Raw genomic sequence first — 20,270 nt, 5'->3', positions numbered from 1 at the left:
GGCGTAAATTAGCGCAGCTCGAGGCGGCGGCTCATGTCGGAGGCGAAGACACCGTGCGGGTCGATCTCGTTGCGGGTCTTCAGCCAGCCCTCCATGCCGGGGTACATCTGGTGGAAGTTCTCGGCGGTGGTGCGGGATTCCTTGGCTAGGTAGAGGCGGCCACCGAACTCCATCACGCGACGATCCAGATCATCCAGGAACTGGCCGAGGCCCTTCTTGATGGGGAAGTCCACGCACACATTCCAGCCCGGCATCGGATACGACAGCGGGGCCTTATTGCCTTCGCCGAAGAGCTTGAACACGTTGAGTGCGGAGTAGTGGCCGGAGGCCTGGATGTCCTTGACGATGGACTTGAAAGGCTCCACGGCCTCGCGCGGCACCACAAACTGGTACTGCAGGAAGCCGCGCTTGCCATAGCCGCGGTTCCACTCGCCGATGAGATCCAGCGGCTGATAGAACTGGGTGAGGTTTTGCACCTGGTTTTTATAGGTGCCGGATTTAATCCACCACAGCTCACCGATGGCCACCATGGACATCTTGTTCATGGTGAAGCTGGGGAAAATATCGGGCACGGTCACCAGCTGGGGGGCGTTGAACTTCAGCGGATCCTTCGCCAGCTTCGGGTTGAGCTCCTCCAGCTGGGCCAGGGTGGCCAAGGAGCCGCGGGAGATCGCGGCGCGGCCGAGCTTCGGCTCGGGCGAGATGGCATCAAACCAGGCAGAAGAATAGGTGTAGTTCTTCTCGGAGCCATCGGAGTGGAACTCGATGGTCTCGTCCAGGTTGGCGGTGAGATCGCCATCGGCAATGAAGTAGGCGGTCTCGGTGCGGGTCATCTTGATGCGCGCCCGCAGGATGATGCCGGTCAGCCCCATGCCGCCGACGGTGGCCCAGAACAGCTCGCCCTGCGGATCATCCGCGGAGCCCTCCGGCTCGAGGTGCAGGATGCGGCCATCGGCCACGAGCAGTTCCATAGACACCACGTGGTCGCCGAAGGAGCCGGCGGAGTGGTGGTTCTTGCCGTGAATATCGGGGCCGATAGCGCCACCGATGGTGACCTGGCGGGTTCCGGGCAGCACCGGCACCCACAGCCCATAGGGCAAGGCGGCCTTCATCAGCTGGTCGAGGGTGACGCCGCCGTCCACGTCCACGATGGCGGTCTCGGTATCGATGGAGTGGATGTGGTTCAGCGGGGTCATATCCACCACGAGGCCACCGGCGTTTTGCGCCGGGTCGCCATAGGAGCGGCCCATACCGCGGGCAACGATGCCGCGCTTGAGGTGGTTGGGCTTGGATTCGTTCTGCTCCGCCACGAGGGTGACGGCGCGAACGATCTCTTCCACATCGGGGGTGGACAGCACGTGAGCCGTGGTGGCGGCGGTGCGGCCCCAGCCGGTGAGGGTTGTGGCTTCTGTGTGCAGGGTTCCGTGGGCACCGTTCGAAGCAGCGGTGCTGGTCTTACCTTGTGTGCTCGTCATCGCTAAACAAGGCTACTCCGCAGGGCCGTGGTTGTGGGTTTCCATGCCCGTTTTGTTGAGTTGTTGTGAATAATCCAACATGCGCGCGGCGCCGCCATAGCCTCCCGGCCGAGGTGTGGCTGAGGTTTAGCCCTCGCCACACTCCGGCAAGAGGGAGGAGGGCTCGCCGATGGTGGTGATGAGCAGCTCGTCGCGGGCACGGGATGCAGCCACGTAGAGCAGGGCTCGTTCCCGCTGGAGGGCGTCCTCGCGCTCGGCGTCGGGAAGCGGCATCCGCCCGCCGCGCCGAGGAATGGCCTGCTCATTGATGCCGTCGAGGATCACGTGGGTAAATTCCATGCCTTTGGCATTGTGCATCGTCATCACCGACACCGGCGCCTCGAGGGTGGCGGCCCCGGAACGCAGGGTGCTGGTGGTGATACCGGCGGAATCCAAATGGCTGGTGCGCATGACCACGCGCCGTTTATCGCGGCAGAGCACGCCGATATGCGTGGAGGCACTGGCGTTGGTGCTCCACGCGGTGATGGCGCGCTCGATAGCGGCGTCTTCTTCCTCCGGGGTGGCGGCGTGCACGATCCGCGGCAGCGGGCCGGTACGCACGGAGCGATAGCCGGTGAGGGTGTCCTCCTCGCCGCTGGAGTCCAGCCAGTGCACGCCCTCGAGGATGGCGGAGGCGTAGCTGAGGTTTTCCGCGGTGGTGCGGTAGTTCAGCCGCAGTCGGCTGGTGGCGCGGCCGCGGGTCTCAATGCCGAAGCGGCTCAGCGGCAGCTGATTGCCGTAGATCCGCTGGTGGGAGTCCTCGGCGAGGAAGATGTCATTCGGGCCGGGGGCCACACAGGCGCGGATGAAGCGCCAGTGCCCGGCATGGAAGTCCTGGCCCTCGTCCACCACCACGTGATCAAAGAAGGGCTGCTGGCGGGCCTCCAGAATGTGGGCGGCCACCACCGCGAGCGCCGGATAGGTGAGGCGTTTCTGCTCGGAGCAGCGCCGGATGAAGGCCTTGACGATAGTCCAGACGATCTTGCGTTCCTTGCGGCCCAAGGGCGTGCGCCGGCCCGTGCGGGTGATGCGCAGATAGTCCTTCATCTCAGTGATGGAGTGGGCGAGGATGATATCGGTGAACTCATCGTTGAGGAATGCGGGATGTCGCTTGTCCTGGGGCAGGCCCTCGCCATTGAGCTCGGCGGCCAGTTCCCAGTTTTTGTGCACCTCGCGGTCATCGAGCGGCCGGGGCACAAAGGAGCTGCTGATCCCCAACGTGGCGTGGAGGGCGGCGTCGAGCTCCTCCTTATTGGCATTGGTGATGAAGTTGTAGATCGCCGAATCAATACCGTTGATCCACACCCCAGGGGTCCCGGGCATCCCGGCCTCCGGATAGGAGGGATCCAGCACATTCATCTGGGTTTTCAGCTGCCGCGCGAGATCCTTGGTGAAGGTGGTGAGGAAGATCCGCGGCACCGGCCCGCCCTGGGCGCCGTGGGTGTAGAGATACCGGGTGCGGTGCAGCAACACCACCGTTTTGCCGGTGCCGGCGCCGCCGAGAATGCGGGCGCTGCCGCGGTGCTGGCTCTGCACGGCGCGCTGCTGGGAGGGGTGGAGGAAGGTGCGCCACTCGGCGAAGCTGCCCTCTTCCAAGATTTCTTTGAGATCCAGCTCGGAGGGGTCTATCCAGTAGCTGGAGCGCTGCAGCGAGTTGATGATGGTGTCATCACTGTCGGCGGTCTCGTCATCGGCGTCGATGCGCTCGAGTCCGAGGTCCTCAATCACCTCGGCGATGCTCATTCCCGCGAGCAACCCCACGATGGCGTCGTGCTCGAACTCGGGGCGCTCGGCGAGCAGCTCCTCCAAGACGGTGTCGTTCTCGGCGGCTTGGACTGCGGCGATGGTATCGCGGGATAGGCCCAGCTCGGTGCGGAGATCCTCGGTACTGATATTCGCGTCGCGCAGGATGTCGCGCGGCGGTTTCTGCGGCAGCTGGGCGGGGGTGCCCACGCTCGCGTCCGACTGGTCTTTTTGGGCGTCGGCGAGCTGCTGGGCGGCGATTTCCGCAGCGCGCTGCTTGGCCCGGGATTCGATTTCCGCATCCAGTTCCGGAGACGTGGAGGCGCTCGGTGTGCCGCTATTGTCGACGACCACCTCGCCAGTGGTGGAGTTGATCTTCACCGTCACCGTTTGCGCATAGGCGATGGCCTCATCGTGATTATCCACGTGCAGCAGCATGAACAGCCGCCCGTTCGAGCCATCGAGCTCCACCAGCACCGCGCGGTATTTGTCCGTCACTCGTCCGGTGCGCACCCGCGGATCGGCGGTGTTCTTCAGCGGCTTGATCCTTAGTGAAGGATGACTCGGGTCCTTTTGAATCTTCTCAATGAAGACCAGAATCTGTTTTTCCATCCCCGGAACGGAATGGAAATTCTTTCCTATCATCAGGGTGCTGCTCATTCACTTCACTCCATGTGCTGTCGCGATCGCTTATCGACGCCCACTCGCGTCGCAGTGGCGTATCCGTGTGAAGCACAGCTTAGTGAATGCGCCATCGCTGAGGGTTTCTTTCTTATAGCCAGCCCTGATCGCGGGCAACGCGGGCGGCCGCATAGCGAGTGTCGGTCTTATGCTTTCGCGCTGCTGCGGGTATCCGCCCCGCTGAGCGCCAGCGTGGCTACTTCACACCTCACGCGGGGTAAGCGAGTGCGTTTAGCGCGGCTGGGGGAGGACCGCGGCCACTGGCTGCGGCAGCGGCACATACTCCGGAACCACTGCCAGCACCGGATCGCTCACTGGTGGGGCGATATGGCCGAGCTGCTGATCCAGCACTTGGCGCGCTGGGTAGTTTATGAGCGAGAGACCGGCAGAGCCCACGGGGTTGGGCAGGCTCGGCGGGGCGGGAATGTGCTCGCTGGGGCCGAAAGCAGACTGCACATCGTGGGTGAGTTGCGCGGCGGAGCCATTGGTGGCGGCCGCCACGGAGAAGTCACGGCCATAGCTGGCGGAGGCGTGGAAAGAGCGGCGATCATCCGACCAGCCCCACTTGGTGCCGATCACCCCAGGCAGCGTGGAGGTGCCAAAGTTCTGGGCATAGCCATCGGCCGCCACGGGGGAGGCGGTAGCGAGGGCTACGAGTACCGGATCGGTGGGGTTCTCGCGCTTCTTCGCCTCAAGGTATTTCACGCTATCTGCCGTGGAGGTAGTGGAATTACCCCAGTGGGCCGCACCGTGGGTGTCATGCAGGCCATAGGTGCGGGCAGTGGCGTTGATGGACTGCGGATACTTCGCATAGAGCTGGGAGGCGATGCGATCATCCGAGGTGCGCAACATCTGGGTGGCCTGCGCTTTGTCTTCGGCGGTGCCGTGGCTAAAGACGTAGTCGGCGATGTACATCTTCACGATCGACAGCCCGGGGCGGGACTCATGCTCGTTCGCGGTGCCCGCATGGAATCCGGTGGGGGTGTGCTCAAAAGAGATCTGGGTGCGCGCCGGGGCGTCGATGGTGCCATCGGGGTGCGTGTGCGGCACCGGCGCCGCCGCAGCCGAGGTGGCCAGTAGCGGGGCGGCGGCCGAGGCGATCACCGCCGTGGATAGAGCCGACACAACGCGGCGGGATACGAGGGGAAAACGAGAGGGGGCGCGATGACATCCAGACATGGTGTTCAGTATATGCCTCGAGGCTAGGTGCTGGAAGGCAGTGTTATATGCGGCTACCGTGCACGGGCCTCCCCGCCCCAAGGTGGCTAGGGCGGCGCTTCCGCGCTCTCATAGTAGATACGTGCTGCTAGCGCGGGCCTCTGGCTGATGATCACACTCGTAGTCAGCGATCAACCAGGATCGCCTCCATGGGCGCCGGTGATGCCCACCCGTCACCACATTTCGGTGTGGCCTCTACGGAAGCTCAGGCGGTTCCGGCATCTCTCCTTCAAAAGACACGTGATCGCCATTCCAGTAGTAGACAACCTCCTTGGTGAAGGCGTACATGTTCGCTAGTGGTTCTCCTGAAGCTTGAAAGGCTTTGCTGTCCACAAAAGACACGCGAACGCCGTTGGGATCCGCTGTGGCGCCCGCGATTGCTAAGAGATTGTCACCTGCGAATTCCTGGAACGAACCCTTGTGGAAAAGTGCAACCTGTAGGTAAGCGCGCACATCATTATTGTCAAGCAGGATGTACGACATATCACTATCTGGGTCGTACTCCGAGCTATCAGAGACAACCCAACTGCCACTGCCGAACGTTGTTTCTGCCGCGGCTAATGCGAGTGCTTCGGCTTCCGATGTCGAGGCCCCGGCCGGGCTCTCAGGGCTACTACTCTCAGAGCTAGGAGACGGCGGCGTGCTGCTCTCGGTCGATTCATCTGGGGCGATGGTCGTTGTTGAGGTTTCGGTGACGGTGGTGGTCGTAGCCTCACTGCTAGATGGGGCTGCTGTGGTGTCATTGTCATTGCACGCTGTCAGTCCAGCGATGCACAGCCCCGCGGCGAGGGCTAGTGCCGATGCCTTCGTGGCTGTCGAGTAGGTGGTGCGGGTACTCAATGAATTCACCTTCACTAGATAGGCGTGAAAAAGAAGCGAGCTCTCCACCACGTCGGTGACGTGGATGGTCTGATGCGCCCTCCGGTGGTGCCGATGGCGCACTTGTGCACACGCTGCTCGGCCCCTCGGTGGGGCGTCATAGATCTCCAATTTTACTTACTCAACGTCCAGTAAAGGCGGTTTTCCGCCGCCAATATGTGGGTTGTTGGCTCGCTTGTGGAGCAGGGGGTTAGTGAGGGGCTCTGGTTGGCCGAGGACGCCACAGTGTCCACTCGCCACGGTGACGGTGATGGCACGGGAGCTACGTGGGAAAGAAGCTGCCTGGCCTGCAGGTTCCGTCGTTGAGCTGCAAACGTGCGGCGAACATCGACAATTTCTCTGGCATGCAGGCCTGGTGGTGCGAGGTTTTTAGCGCCCATCGCAGCAGCGCCCCAGCCGGCGGAGCTAGTGCGGTGCGGCGGGGGCGCTGAATCGGAGGCGACGAGGGGGTTAGTCGACCAGGCGCTCTCCCGTGGAGGGGGAGAAGAGGTGCTGCTTATCGGGAAGAATGCGCACGTAGATCGTGCCATCGCCCTTGGTCACAGTGCGCGGAGGCACACGCACGATGAGGGTGGAATCGACCGAACCCGACTTCGGTGCCTTCTCGGGGTCGGCGCCGGCCAAGGAGCCATAGACATAGGCGTCGGAGCCCAGCTCCTCCACGAGGTTCACGTGCAGCGGAATGGCGCCGGGGGTATCGGCGGACACCAGCTCGAGAGATTCGGGGCGGAAGCCCACGGTGAGAGTGCCCTGGTCCTCCTCCTTCAGGGCGCTGATGGCGTCGCGGGGCACGGGGATCTCCGCGTCGCCAAGCACCGCGCGCTCACCCTGAATGGTGAAGGTGCCGAAGTTCATCGAGGGCGAGCCAATGAAGCCAGCGACGAATTCATTGGCCGGCTTGTCATACATTTCCTCTGGGGTTCCGACCTGCTGGAGAATGCCGTCTTTGAGCACCGCAATGCGATCGCCCATGGTCAGCGCCTCAGTCTGATCGTGGGTGACGTACACGGTGGTGGTGGCCAAGCGACGCTGCAGATCCGCGATCTGGGTGCGGGTTTGGATGCGGAGCTTGGCGTCCAGGTTGGAGAGCGGCTCGTCCATCAAAAAGACTTGGGGCTGGCGCACAATGGCGCGGCCCATCGCCACGCGCTGGCGCTGGCCGCCGGAGAGGGCCTTGGGTTTGCGGTCGAGGAACTGGGTGAGATCAAGGATGTCCGCGGCCTCTTCCACTCGCCGGTTGATCTCTTCTTTGGCGGCCCCCGCGATCTTCAGGGCGAATCCCATATTGTCCCGCACGCTCATGTGCGGATAGAGGGCGTAGTTCTGGAACACCATCGCGATATCGCGGTTCTTCGGCTGCATCGCGGTCACATCTTTGCCGCCGATCAAGATCCGGCCGGCGTTCACATCCTCCAGGCCTGCGAGCATGCGCAGCGAGGTGGATTTACCGCAGCCGGAGGGGCCGACGAGAACGAGGAACTCGCCGTCCTCAATGTGCAGGTCGAGCGAGTCGACGGAGGGCTTTGTCGCGCCGGGATAGACGCGCGTCGCCTTATCAAATGTCACAGTTGCCATGATCTGGCACACCTTTCTTCACCGGCAGGTACGTGCCGGACGATCCGTTGTGAAGGGGGTATGAGCAGGCCGCGGAGCAGCCAGCTATTTCTGCCGAGCGATTCGTGCCACACGAAGCACTCCCCATCGATTGTGACACAGTTTTTTGGTCCTGAGACGCTGAACCCATAAGGAATCTCTTTGTGGCAGGATTTTTCCTAGTGATAGTTATCTCCCGAGGGGAAGGAGCACAGCAGCATGCATGCTTGGCAACGCCGCGGCATTGCCTACGGCGGCGACTACAACCCGGAGCAGTGGAGCCCCGAGACCGTTGATGAGGACATCGCCCGGATGAAGGACGCGGGAGTCACCATGGTGAGTCTCGGGGTCTTTGCCTGGGCGGCGCTCGAACCGGAGGAGGGACGCTACACCTTCGAGTGGTTCGACCGCGTGGTGGACAAGCTCGAGGCGGCGGGAATCGACATCGACTTGGCCACGGCCACCGCCTCGCCGCCGGTGTGGTTGGGCCAAACCTACCCCGAGACGCTGCCCATGACGCGCGAGGGCGTGGTGTGGGGCCATGGCTCACGGCAGGCATTTTCGCCCGCCTCCACGGTATTCCGCGAGAAGGCCTGCGCCCTCATCACTGAGCTGGCGCGACGCTATGCCCACCGCGAGCATGTGGTGATGTGGCACGTGGGCAATGAATACGCCTGCCACACCTGGGAGTGCTTCCGCCCCGAGAGCCAAGAGGCCTTCCGCACCTGGCTGAAGCAGAAGTATGGCTCTATCGAGGCGCTCAATCATGCCTGGGGCACCGCCTTTTGGTCGCAGACCTACACCGATTTCTCCCAGGTGGCGGCCCCGAATCCCACCCCCACCCTGCACAATCCGGGCCATGTGCTCGATTGGAAGCGCTTTAATGATTGGATCATCCGAGATCTCTATATCGCGGAGCGGGATGCGATCCTCGCCGTGGACCCGGATGCGATGGTGACCACCAACTTCATGGGACTGTTTCCGAAGCTGGATTATTTCGCGTGGGCAGAGGAGGTGGGGGTGGTATCCAATGACTGCTACCCCGACCCTGCCGATCCGCGCGGGATTGAAGAGTTCGCGCTCAACGCCGATCTCTCGCGCTCGTGGGCGAAGGGCAAGCCGTGGATCCTCATGGAGCAGACGGCCGCGATGGTGCAATGGCGGCCGCGTAACTCACCGAAGCGGCCGGGCCAGCTGGCCTTGTGGAGCATGCAGCAGATCGCGCGTGGCGCAGATGCCATCTTGTACTTCCAGTGGCGGGCGTCCACGGCCGGCAGCGAAACCTATCACTCCGGCATGCTGCCGCATGTGGGTCCGCAGAATCGCTCCTGGAAGGAAGTGGTCTCTTTAGGGTCGGATCTGAAAAAGCTCGCCCCCGTGGTGGGCACCCACACCGAGGCCACTGCCGCGGTGCTGCTGGACTGGGATGCGCTCTGGGCGCGGCAATCCTGTGTCGGCCCCACGGAGGATGATCCGCTCTTCGCGGTGCGGCAGTGGTATTCCACGCTCTTCAACCAGGGGCACGTGGTGGACTTCGTCCAGGGGGCAGATATTGCCGATAGCCCCCACTCCTTGATCGTGGTTCCCGCAGAATTTCAGATCACCGAGGAGACGGCAGAGAACCTCCTCGCTGCTTCTCGACGCGGCGCTCAGGTAGTACTAGCCGCACGGACAGGAACTCAAGCCGCCGATGGGCGCGCCGTTGCCGGCTATCTCTCTGGCTTCCAAGAGGCGCTCGGTGCCCGCGTGATGGACATTGCCCCGCTCACCGGCCCCAGTGCTCTGACCTTTGATCCCACCCACGAGCCCACCGGCCCCTTCGATCGTATTTCCGCCGCGGTCGGCACCCCTGGCGCCGCAGAGCAGCTGGATATTAGCCTCGGCGAGGAATTGGCCGAGCAGCTGGATGGGTGCGCTCGCGCCACCGGCGGAATGTGGGCCGAGGAGCTGGCCGTGGATGGCGCAGAGGTGCTGGCCACCTTCGCGGACGGCGATCTCGAGGGCTTCCCTGCGGTGATTCGCTCCGCTGTGGGCGATGGCGCCCTCTGGTACGTGGCGACGGATGCCGAGGGGGCCTTGCGCCACGCCATCCTGCGCGCTGCCGCTGCCGCCGCGAATGCCGCGCCGGCACTCCTCGGGGCGCCGGCGGGCGTGGAAGTGGTGCGACGGGAAGGATTCACCTTCCTGCTCAACCACTCCGATACTGAACAGGAGGTGGGTTCTGTGGAGCCCGGAACCGATCTGCTCAGCGATACACCCACCGGCGAGACCGTGCTGGTGGCGCCCCGCTCGGCGGCCGTGATCCGCCACTAGATACCAGCGGCCAACGTCGCTATGGCTGTCCACGCGCCCCGTACCTCCTCGGTACGGGGCGTTTTTCTGTGCAGTCGCCCCGAGGCACTGGGGCGGCAGACTGCCCCCGCAGCGCCCCCGATATAGGGTGTGTGGTCGCTCTGAGCTGTGGGTGTTTCCTAATTCACTATCGCGAGGTGAACGAAGATTTCCCCAGAAAAGTTGTGCTGAGCAGCGGGGTAAGGGAAGCGAGAATAAAGCTCGTGCCGGAAGTGCGCAGCTGAGAAGAAAGTATGGCGCACCCCCTGCCGGACGTCTGATGTGTTGGTTATCATTGAGGAAGTCAAGGTGTACTGCGCACCACAATGGGTGCGCCTCGCTCCGGTCCGCCCCCGCTTACCCCCAAGCCACATCCCGTGGGCCAGGGAGATCGCACCTTTTGTCCAAGGAAGGATCAGTTTCATGAGTGAACATTCCCGCGGCGCGCGTCGCATGTTTGTGAAGACAGCGTGCGTCCTCGCGTCCAGCAGCCTGGTGCTCACCGCCTGCTCCGGCGGAGATGACGGAAGCTCCACCTCCGCAGCAGAAGGAGGCTCCTCCGAGGGCGGAACCATCGAGTACTGGCACCGCCTGCCCGATAATGCCGGGGCTACGAAGGTCAATGACATCGTGGCCAAGTGGAACGATGAGCACCCCGATATGCAGGTGAAGGCCACCAAGTTCGAGGGCGATGCCGACGACTCCTATAACAAGATCGACGCCGCCATCAAGGCCGGCACGGCCCCCTGCCTGGCCCAGGTGTCCTACTCCGAAATGGCGCAGCAGCTCGTTGCCGGCCATGTGGAAGACATCGCCGAGTACGCCAAGCAGTACGAGGACAACTACCAGCCGGGCGCATGGGGCGGTGTGGTCCTAGGCGAGGGCATCTACGGCATCCCGCAGGACACCGGCCCGCTGGTGTACTTCTATGACAAGGCTGCCTTCGAGGAGCTCGGCATTGACGTGCCCGAGACCTGGGAGGACTTCACCGAGGCCGCCGAGAAGGCCAAGGAAGAAGGCAAGTACATCGGCGTCTTTGAGCCCGATGAGGCCGGTGCCATCATGGCTGGTCTGTCCGCCGCCAACGGCGCCGAGTGGTTCGCCACCGAAGATGATTCCTGGAAGATCGACATCGACGGCGATAAGACACAGCAGGTTGCCGAGCTGTGGCAGGGTCTGCTGGACGATGAGCTCGTGGCGAACTACGAGCGCTGGGGCGATGACTTCAAGGCTGCGTTGAACGGCGGAGAGATCATCGGCACCGTGGGTGCGGGCTGGGAAGTCTCCCTGCTACCCGAGGATCTTCCGGATGGCGCCCAGTGGGGTGTGGCGCAGCTGCCCGTCTTTGATGGTGCAGATCAGATGAGCGGCCCCGATGGCGGTTCGGCTATCTCCGTGCTCAAGGGATGCGAGAACCCCGAGGGTGCCACCGAGTTCGCCAACTGGTTCAACACCCAGATTCCGGAGCTGACCACCCAGGGCTTGCTGCCGGCAGCCAAGGGCGATGTGACTACCCCGGAGGATCTGCAGAAGGTCTATGGCGAGGACAACGTCTATGAGACGATCGCCGAGGCCAATGCGAACATGAACCCCAATTTCGCCTTCTCCCCGACCTGGCCGGTGGTGAAGCAGCAGATCAACACTGACGCCGGCAAGGTGGGCAGCGAGGGCATGACCCTCGACGAGGTGCTCACCAACGCCCAGAAGCAGGGAGTGAGCTCGCTGAAGGACGCAGGCGTCAGCGTCAAGGAGTAGGCACTACTCCTCCTAGCGAGAGCTAGATAGTTCCACGAACTCTCAGGCGAGGAGGGCACAATCTTCCCCGCCTGAGTGTGTTCGTGGCACCGGCTCTCCGCTCGTCCCCATCTCTCTGTGGCTGCCGCGACGCTGTGCACAGTGTGTATCGCCCGGCTGCGGCTCCCACGTGCTTTACGTTCATTGAAGGACATCCTGTGGCACACACTGACACACATGCTGTGGCCAAGCAGAATGCGTCGGTTATTAAGGCGCGGCGGCGACGCTCGGCGATGTATGGGTGGGCTTTTTTGGCCCCGTTCGCCATATTGTTTATCGCGATCTTCTTGGTCCCCATCTTCACCTCTATCTACAGCAGTTTCTTCCTCGAGAAATCCTCCGGCGGCCTCTATGGAACGAAGGAACTGTCCTTCGTCGGCTTCGAGAACTACTCCACTGTGCTGCATGACAGCCGTTTCTGGCACGGCATGGGCCGAGTGATTCTCTTTGGCGCCTTCCAGATCCCCATCATGATCTTCGGCGCCCTGGCGCTGGCGCTGCTCTTGGATTCGCTGGCCGCCCGCTATATCGGCTTCTACCGCCTGGCCTACTTCTTGCCCTATGCCATCCCTGGCGTGGTGGCGGCAATGGTGTGGACCTACCTCTATAACCCCACGCTGAGCCCCATCATGAAGGGGCTGTCGGCCATCGGCATCGATATCAATCTCTTCGACACCAATATCGTGCTCGTCTCTATGGCGAACATGACCACGTGGACCTTCACCGGCTACAACATGCTGATCTTCTTGGCCGCGCTGCAATCGATCCCGCACGATCTCTACGAGGCGGCGCGGATCGACGGCGCGAATGAGTGGACCATCGTGCGCCGTATCAAGATCCCGATGGTGAAGAACGCGGCCCTGCTCGCGGTGCTGCTCTCCATCATCGGCACGGTGCAGCTGTTCAATGAGCCGACCGTGTTGGCCACCGTGCAACCGTCGATGGGCGGCGATTACACCCCGATGATGCTGGCCTATAACACCGCAATGGGCACGCTCAGCCCCTCCGGTTCCGGCCCGGCCTCCGCGATCTCGATTGTGATGGCTTTGCTCTCCGGCATCATGGCCGCGGTATATGCCGTCGTGCAGAGGAAGTTGGATAAATAAATGTCTACTCACACCACGAATACGACGCCGGACTCCGCCACCGCGAAGGGCCCGAAGGACGTGAAGGGCCCGAAGGGCACCCTCCCCGATGGCCGCACCTATCGCAAGAGCAAGTCCAATGTGGCCTTGTCCATGCAGCCCACCGCGACTGCCAAGATGGCCACCCGCATCACACTGGTGATTGTGGCTATCTACTTCCTTTTCCCCGTCTACTGGCTGGTCGTGTCCTCCACCAAGGCCACCGGCGATCTCGTGACCACCAATGGGTTGCTGCCGGCCGAGCCGCATCTCGCCGAGAACTTCAATTCGCTCACGAACTACGGCACCGGCGATTTCTGGCGCTCGATCCTCAACTCCGTGCTCTACTCGGGCGGCTCCGCCATCATCGGCGTGCTCGTCTCGGTGGCGGCCGGGTATGCGATCGCGAAGTTCCGTTTCGCCGGGCGCAATGTGGCACTGGTGGTGATCATGGGCGGCTTGCTCATGCCCGTGGCGCTATTGACCGTGCCGCTCTATCTGCTCTTCAGCCAGATCGGGCTGGTGAATACCCCCTGGGCCATCATCCTGCCGGGTGCCGTGAGCCCCTTCGGTGTGTTCCTGGCACGCATTTATGCGGAGACGGTGCCCGATGAGCTGCTCGAAGCGGCCCGCATCGATGGTGCCGGCGAGTTCCGCATCTTCTTCACCATTGTGCTGCGGCTTTTGGCCCCGGCCATGGTGACCATCTTCCTCTTCATCTTCGTGGCGGCGTGGAATAACTTCCTGCTGCCGCTGATGATGGTGACCGATCCGCACCTCAAACCGGTGACGGTGGTGCTCTACGGAATGATGAGCTACTTCAACGCCGATAAGGGAGCGGTCTTGCTGGGCTCGCTCATGGGCGTGCTGCCGATGATCATTCTCTTCCTCGGCCTGCAGCGCTTCTGGCAGTCGGGCCTCTCCGCTGGAGCCGTCAAGGGCTAAGCCTTCGTCGCGGACCCACCCCATCCCCTCCCTCATCCCTCGCGGATAGGGGAGGGGATAGCTATGGGTACCACACCCTGCGCACGCTTATCGACGCCCACCTCCGGCGCATGCGCCTAATCGCGCAGGCGCTGGACTACCTCCGGCAGGTTCTCCGCATCGCTGAGCTCAGCGATGGTGATACTCAGCCACGGCGCGGCGAGCTCATTGTCGTCGAAGAGCAGCGCCAGTTTCTGCTCTGTGTCTTCGAGCTCCCACACCGCAATGGTGGAGACGCCGTTGATCTCATCGCCGATATTCTCTGGCGCGGCCACCCCGGCGCGTATGAGAACACGCAGCGCGGCCACCGCCTCCTCATCGTCCTCCCACTCCTCGAGTACCTCGGCCCATGCGTCGCTGATCTCGGAGGTGTGAGACGCAGCCGCGGTATCCGCCGCAGCCGGGCTCGCAGCAGCAGCTGCGGGCACTGCCGCCTCCACCGCCGAGAGCTCGCTGTCATCCCGCACATCAATAAGCACGCTGTTATTGCTGAGGAAGCCCAAGTTCGAGATGTGCAAGAAGCGGTTCCAGCTGTCTTTGTCCGAGCCTTCCTGGTCCGGAATGAAGCTGATGCGCACGCCCTTGTCCACGCGGCGCAGATCCACCGCCGGCCCCAGCAGCTGGGGGCCCTGTTCCTGGGCGGCCCAGGAGATGTGGAAGGCCGCAGCCTCGCCGAGCTTATCCCAGCGATGGGTGGGGTGATGCAGGATTTCCAGCAGCTGCGTCATGGGATCGCGCAGCAGCAGCTCGTGGAAGGAATCCTGGAGCCGCAGCTTCTCATTGAGCACCCCACGCAGCTGCCCCACATACCAGCGGGGCGTCTGGGTGGCGCCGGTGGTGGCCGTGGCGCGCCGGGCCTCGAGATCCTTGTAGGTAATGGACCACGGGTACATGCCGCGGCGGGCCAGCTGTGACCGCTTGGCGATATCCCCAGCCACCCGGTTGTGCAGCTGGCTGGCGTGATACTGATAGCCGTCGAGATAGGCGGCCACGGTGCTCACGGTGGCGTTATCGGTTTCAAAGTAGAAGTCGGGTTTGGTTTCTACCAGATCCTTCTGCTCGTGCATGGTCCACTGGTGGGGCGAGTTCGGGAAGCTGATGGTCCAGCGGGCGTAGTTGCCCACTGTTTGCTCCTGCACGCGCGCGCCCTTGGCCTTGAGATCGGCGCGCAGCTGCTCGAGGAACATCACCTCGAGTGCCGAGCGGCTATCCGGCTCCGGGGCTTCCTCGGTGATGTGGCCCTCCCAGAGGTTCTCCTCGCGCAGCGGATCGACGCTGTCACCCGGGTGGAGATCATCCACCAGGATTTTGGTGATCGCCGCCAGCGCTGATTCCCGCGAGGTCTTATCCACATCACTGCCGGCGCTAAAGGGCAGTAGGCACTCGGGGCAGGCTTGGCGCTGATCGTTCTGGCAGGGGCAGTGCTCCAGCTTTTCATAGGCCTTCAGCAACAGGCGGCGAATATCGGCCGAGGAGGTGAATTGCGAGAGATAGCCGGTGCCGCCCGGGATCGTGTCATGCAGCAGCAGCATGGGGCTCACCTTGCCGTGGGTGCTGGCACGGACCGGCGCCACATCGAGGTGATCGGGGTTGCCGCCGAGGGCCAGTTTGAAGCCCATGCGGATCGTGGCGATGAGGCTCGGGGTGGCGTTCTCATCGGCGGCGGCAATGCTGGGCGGCAAGTGCATGAGCACGCCTTGGGTGGTGAGGGTGCGTCCCAGGGCGAAGGCGATGGTGTCCTCCTCGGCGGCATTGCGCAGGGAGCACCAGGGCTTGTGGTCGCGCCAGTGATTCGACCCCGCCTCGGAATCCTTGTGGCCGCACTCGCGGCACACGCGAAACATGGGAGTTTCTACTTCGGCGCCGCACAGGGATTGGCGCATTCCGCCTTGGGCGCGGCCCAGATTCAGCCAGCGCATGTTCACCGAGGGCAAGTAGCGGATACCGAAACCGGTTTCGCGCAAGAACCATCCCTCGCCATAGCCGCCCTCGGGCACCACCATGGACAAAGCGCGCTCGAAGCGCACCGAGGTGCGATCGTCTTTGGCGTCGGTAATCGCGGAGCGCGAATAGTCCACGCTGGCGTAGACGCGCGTCATTTCCACCACGTTGATCACCTGCGCGGCGTCGGCAAAGCGAGCGTCGCCGCAGTGTGGGCAGGGCAGCGTATCAGAGTCGGGGGTTTCTACCCGCGAGTAGGAGCAGCTGGGGCAGAGCCGCCACTGTTGCACAGCGGCGTTATCCGGTCCGAGCTCCACCGAGTCCACCGTGGCGGCAATGCCTTGGGCATAGAAGGTGGCGTCGGGGGCGAGCTCGAAGAGCGCGGAGGAGATACCGCGCGAATAGTCGCGGGCATGCGTTTCGATCTCCCCGGTATCGGCGTCGGTGCGCGAGATCGAAAGGTGAAACTCCACGGTCTCATCCAAGAGCGTGAAGTTCGGCAAAAGGCCCGCGCGCTCCATCACGGCGATCCAATATTCCTCCTCGAACTCGGAGGTCAGCTGGCTGTTGATGAAATTCGCCGCCGCCCGGGTTTGGCGCAGCTGCAACTCAGTTTCCTCATCGGCGCTATTGCTCTCAGCGACGCGGTTGAGTTCATCGAGCGTGGCATGCACCGCCTTTTTGCGCTCGAGGAGCATTGCGCGGTGGGATTGCCAGGTGCTGCGGCTCTCGCGCAGCACGGCCACCGCCTGGGTGGTGGCCCACTCCCGCAGCTCCTCCTTCACGGCCGGGGGCGCAAACTCGCCTAGGCTGTCCAAGAATGCCTCGAGCTCAGCGTCGATCCCCGCCTCGATGCGATCGATCAGCGCGGCCACCACCGTGCCCTCGAAGTCCTGCAGGCCATAGCCGAAGACGGACTTGGCGCGCGTCGCCGACACATTCACCTCGGCGAAGTCCATGGTGTCGATCACATAGGCCAAGAACTGCCGGTGCAGAATCTCTCGCGCAGACAAAAAGGCCGCCGGCGGCTGCACCACACCATTGATGGTGCTCAGCGGCCGTTCCAGCCGGGCCAGCGCCTTCCCGCGCCCGCGGGTCACAGCAATCACCAGCGAGTTGCCGCTCAAACGCCCAGCACGGCCCACGCGCTGCACATAGGAGGCCACAGAATCCGGCAGGGAGGCCAGCATCACCGTGGAGAGATCCCCGATATCGATACCCATCTCGAGGGTAGGGGTAGCTACCAGCACATTCGGCGCATCCGGTTGTTGCTTATCGACGGCCGCCTTGAACTGTTCCTCGATCTCTAAGCGATCCGCGGTCGCGAGCAAGCTCGTGTGCTCGCGGCTGATGACCGTGCGGGAGTCCCGGGAGCTATACAGGCTGCGGTAGTAGTTGTGCGGATTAGCCACTACCTCGAATCGGCCCTCACAGCCGAGCGAGTGGCAGGGGGTGTGGGCCAAGAGTTCGCGGCCGTGGGCGTCCACGCCGAAACGACGGTGGCACACCGAGCATTCGAGGATGCCGGGATCGGGTTCGTGCACCACGCGAATGCGCGAGGACTCGAGATAATACATGGTGGCGCCGGTGTTGGACTCCAGGCTGCCCACGATGCCCTCTGCGGCCAAGAGGCGAAAGAGCGCGGTGACCGCCCAGGCGGCATGGCGGGTATCAATCCCTAAGTGGGTGGCGCTCCAGCGGGCACACCAGCCGCGCTCCTCCGAGAGCGGCAGCACCGAGTTCTTCGATTTCGCGCCAGCGAGTTTTCCGCCCGCACGGGGAAAGTGCGGGGCGCCGCCTTGGGGGAAGCGGGGCACGCCTTGGGCGGCGGCTTCGCGGCGGTAGAGCATGTACTCATTGCCATCGTCTTTAATGAAGGCGCGCAGCAGCTCGGTGTAGATACCGCCGCTGAGGCGGGTGTATTCCAGCAGGCCGCGGGCCCAGGCCAGCTCGCTGCCGGCACCATCGAGTGCGTCGCCGGTGGCGGGGTCATGGGAGATAAACGCCGCCATTTGCGTCTCGCCGAAGGCGCTGCGCAGAGCCTCTTTAGCGATGGGCTCCAGCACCGCATCGTCTACGTCCACGCCCACGGAGACGGTTCCGGTGGAGACCAAAGAGCGGGGCAGATCGGCGCGATCACCAAACTCGAGAGCCACATCCAGCTCCAGCACCTTGGTCAGGCGCTTGGTGGCCTCGCCGCGCTGCCCCGAGGAATAGCTGGGATCCCAGAAGGGCGCGAAGCGTTTATTCTCCGCCACCCAGGGCGGCAGGAGCTCAAAGCGGGAGCGCGCCGGGACCTCATCCGCATCGGCGGAGGCAATGAGCTGCTTGGGCAGGGTGTCCAGGGTGGTCGCTTCGTCGATGGCCGCATTGGTGCGGCCACGGAAGGCGAAGGTGCGGGCGCGGGATTGCATGAACCCGGCGCGGTGCGCGGCATCCTGCACGGAGTCGGTGAATACCAGGGATTTCTTCTCTGCGGCGTCCACATCGTCCATGCCGAAGAGATTGGACACGGCCACGGAGAGCAGCGTGGCCACGGAGGAGCCGAGGAAGCGGATGGAATCGCGCTCCCCGCAGGAGGGGCAGACGTTCTGGCGGGCAAGCTCGTCTACGTCCTCGCCGCCATAGGTGAGAACCCGTACCACGCCGCCGAAGTCCAGGTGTTCCTCATCGGGCTCGCTCACGCTCAGCTGCGCATTGGGCAGATCCAGCCAGGCCAGCATGGAGTGGTCCTCGGCCAGGCGATCGTGGCCCAAGCGCAGCTCACTGGAGGCGTCGATGAGCGGCCGCATCATGGTGCGTTTGCGCACGCTGTGCCCGCGGATGGTTTTGGGGTTGGTTTCGATGCGCTCATCGCCGGGTTGGACGCTGACCATCCACCCCGAGCGCCCGCAGTTACGGCAGTAGCAGGCCGGCAACCAATTGCCCTCGGTGGTGCCGTTATCGGACCAGCGAAACATTGCCGCCCCGGCGGCGTTGAGTTCCACGGCGCGGTCGATGCGCGATACCTCCCGCACCCATAGGTGGGTCTCTACCCCGGGGAATTTCTTGCCGTGCCAGCCATGCAGCGCCCCGAACTCGGCGCGCAGGTGCGCGATCAAGGTCAGGGTGTGGGCAATAAAGGTGGCCGCGTCCGCGCCGAGCTGACGTAGCGTTTCGGCATGGAAGAGCTGGGCATCCAGCGGAGTCTCGTCCTTTTCGAAGGATTCCGTTATCGCCACCGGCCGGCTCGTTGCCTGCAGCAGCTGAAGAACCCACTCATTGCGCGCGGCCATCGCAATCGTGTGCTCCACGGAGGTCTCCGCGTCCAGGCCGAGTAGTTTTTTGCCGAGCACCCGGCGCACGATGCGATCGTGCTCCACATGCTCCTCGGCCTCGGTGGCCTTTTCGATCGCGCGATTCATCTCCTGTATCGCCGCGGCTGTCGGCGCGGGCGTGGGCTCGGCCTCGATCCCGGTGAACTCGGCAATGCTGCGCTGCCACTGTTCGATGGTGAGCACGGTTTCGCGCACCACGGAACTCGGTGGCAGCTGTTCGCCGAAGATAGTGTGCGCGAACTCCAGCATTTCTGTGGGCTCGGAATTCTTATCGCCCAGTGTTGCGGAGGTAGCCACCGGCGTGATCAGCCCCAGCGGGCGGGCCTTGTCTTCCTCGCTTAACTCGTCCTCGGGCTGGAGGGCCTTGATCTTCAACCCCATGCGCCGCAGCAGCAGCGCCACATCGGTGCCTTGGGCGCCGTCGTAGGTGTGGAACTCATCGAGCACCACATACTGCAGGCTTGTGGCCGATTCCTTCCATAGCTGCTGGTCTTCATCGCGCAGCAGGAGCTGATCCAGCATCTTGTAGTTGGTCAGCAGGATCTCCGGCGGCGCCAGCCGCATCGTCTCCCGATCGGTGATCAGCCCTGCCTCGCTCACAGTCCGACGGTGCGAGTCAGCCGTTTCACCGGTATAGATACCGGCACGAATCCCACCCAACCGCGGATCGGTGGTGATCAGCTCCGCCAGACGCGCCGCTTGGTCATTAGCCAGCGCATTCATCGGATAAAGGATGAGCGCCTTAATTCCCCGCCGCCCCGTGGTGCGCAGGCAGTGATCCAGAATCGGATAGAGAAAGGACTCCGTCTTACCCGAGCCCGTTCCCGTGACTACCAGCGTGGGCTCTGGGCGCCGCTCCTCGCCATCGCGTGACGACGCCAACCTGCGGAACGCCTCCGCCTGGTGCCGGTAGGGAAGAAAATGCTCCGGCAGCCAGCCCAGAAGATTCGACCAGTCCGCCGCCGGGGCATAGGGCAAACGGGTGCGCACATAGGGTCCATGGAACATGCCCTCCTCGGAGTTGGTGAGAAACTCCTTCAGCCCCGCCGCCGTTGCCTGCTCCGCCAGGGAGAAGCTGGTGGCCAGGTACTCACTCAAGCCACCAATAATGTGGTTCGAGGCATGCGTGGGGATGATACTGGACATGGTGG

The 20,270-nt window shown here is 63.4% G+C and carries 10 protein-coding genes; 4 read left to right on the top strand and 6 right to left on the bottom strand.

The genetic code is table 11. The annotated features are described in order from the left end of the window. Positions 1–8: 8 nt before the first annotated feature. The 5 genes from KR227_RS07565 to KR227_RS07545 all read right to left on the bottom strand — a co-directional run bounded on the left by KR227_RS07565 (position 9) and on the right by KR227_RS07545 (position 7,610). Complete coding sequence (locus tag KR227_RS07565; RefSeq protein ID WP_151549809.1) at positions 9–1,475, bottom strand: FAD-binding oxidoreductase; 1,467 nt, start codon at positions 1,473–1,475, stop codon at positions 9–11. A 126-nt stretch (positions 1,476–1,601) separates the two neighbouring features. Then, a complete protein-coding gene (locus KR227_RS07560; protein WP_218364752.1) occupies positions 1,602–3,917 on the bottom strand; it encodes a 3'-5' exonuclease in 2,316 nt (771 codons plus the stop codon). A 252-nt stretch (positions 3,918–4,169) separates the two neighbouring features. Beyond that, positions 4,170–5,117 carry a hypothetical protein gene (locus KR227_RS07555; RefSeq protein ID WP_218364751.1) on the bottom strand — a complete coding sequence of 316 codons (948 nt, stop codon included), beginning with the start codon at positions 5,115–5,117 and terminating at the stop codon, positions 4,170–4,172. Positions 5,118–5,351: 234 nt separating this feature from the next. After that, on the bottom strand, positions 5,352–5,996 hold the full coding sequence (locus KR227_RS07550) for a hypothetical protein (RefSeq protein ID WP_218364750.1): 645 nt from the start codon (positions 5,994–5,996) through the stop codon (positions 5,352–5,354). Between the two features lie 489 nt (positions 5,997–6,485). Next, positions 6,486–7,610, bottom strand: coding sequence for an ABC transporter ATP-binding protein (locus KR227_RS07545; RefSeq protein ID WP_218364749.1), 1,125 nt, complete (start codon positions 7,608–7,610; stop codon positions 6,486–6,488). Positions 7,611–7,847: 237 nt separating this feature from the next. Here KR227_RS07545 and KR227_RS07540 point away from each other — a divergent pair, with 237 nt between their 5' ends. From KR227_RS07540 to KR227_RS07525, 4 genes are all read left to right on the top strand, one after another. After that, complete coding sequence (locus KR227_RS07540) at positions 7,848–9,941, top strand: beta-galactosidase (RefSeq protein WP_218364747.1); 2,094 nt, start codon at positions 7,848–7,850, stop codon at positions 9,939–9,941. 441 nt (positions 9,942–10,382) lie between these two features. Continuing rightward, positions 10,383–11,714 (top strand): ABC transporter substrate-binding protein, encoded by a 1,332-nt coding sequence (locus tag KR227_RS07535; protein ID WP_218364745.1) that lies wholly within the window; start codon positions 10,383–10,385, stop codon positions 11,712–11,714. 197 nt (positions 11,715–11,911) lie between these two features. Beyond that, the gene (locus tag KR227_RS07530; RefSeq protein WP_370625202.1) at positions 11,912–12,859 is read left to right on the top strand and encodes a carbohydrate ABC transporter permease; all 948 of its coding nucleotides are present in this window, start codon (positions 11,912–11,914) and stop codon (positions 12,857–12,859) included. Next, positions 12,860–13,822 (top strand): carbohydrate ABC transporter permease, encoded by a 963-nt coding sequence (locus KR227_RS07525; protein WP_218364743.1) that lies wholly within the window; start codon positions 12,860–12,862, stop codon positions 13,820–13,822. It abuts the gene before it with no gap. Between the two features lie 116 nt (positions 13,823–13,938). Here KR227_RS07525 and KR227_RS07520 read toward each other — a convergent pair whose 3' ends face one another. Then, positions 13,939–20,265, bottom strand: a complete 6,327-nt coding sequence (locus KR227_RS07520; protein WP_218364741.1) for a DEAD/DEAH box helicase — start codon at positions 20,263–20,265, stop codon at positions 13,939–13,941. Between the last annotated feature and the right edge of the window lie 5 nt (positions 20,266–20,270).

Origin of the sequence: Corynebacterium sp. TAE3-ERU30 (assembly GCF_019209925.1) — a bacterium.
Lineage (GTDB): Bacteria > Actinomycetota > Actinomycetes > Mycobacteriales > Mycobacteriaceae > Corynebacterium > Corynebacterium megadyptis.
This window is presented reverse-complemented; position numbering and strand designations above follow the sequence as displayed.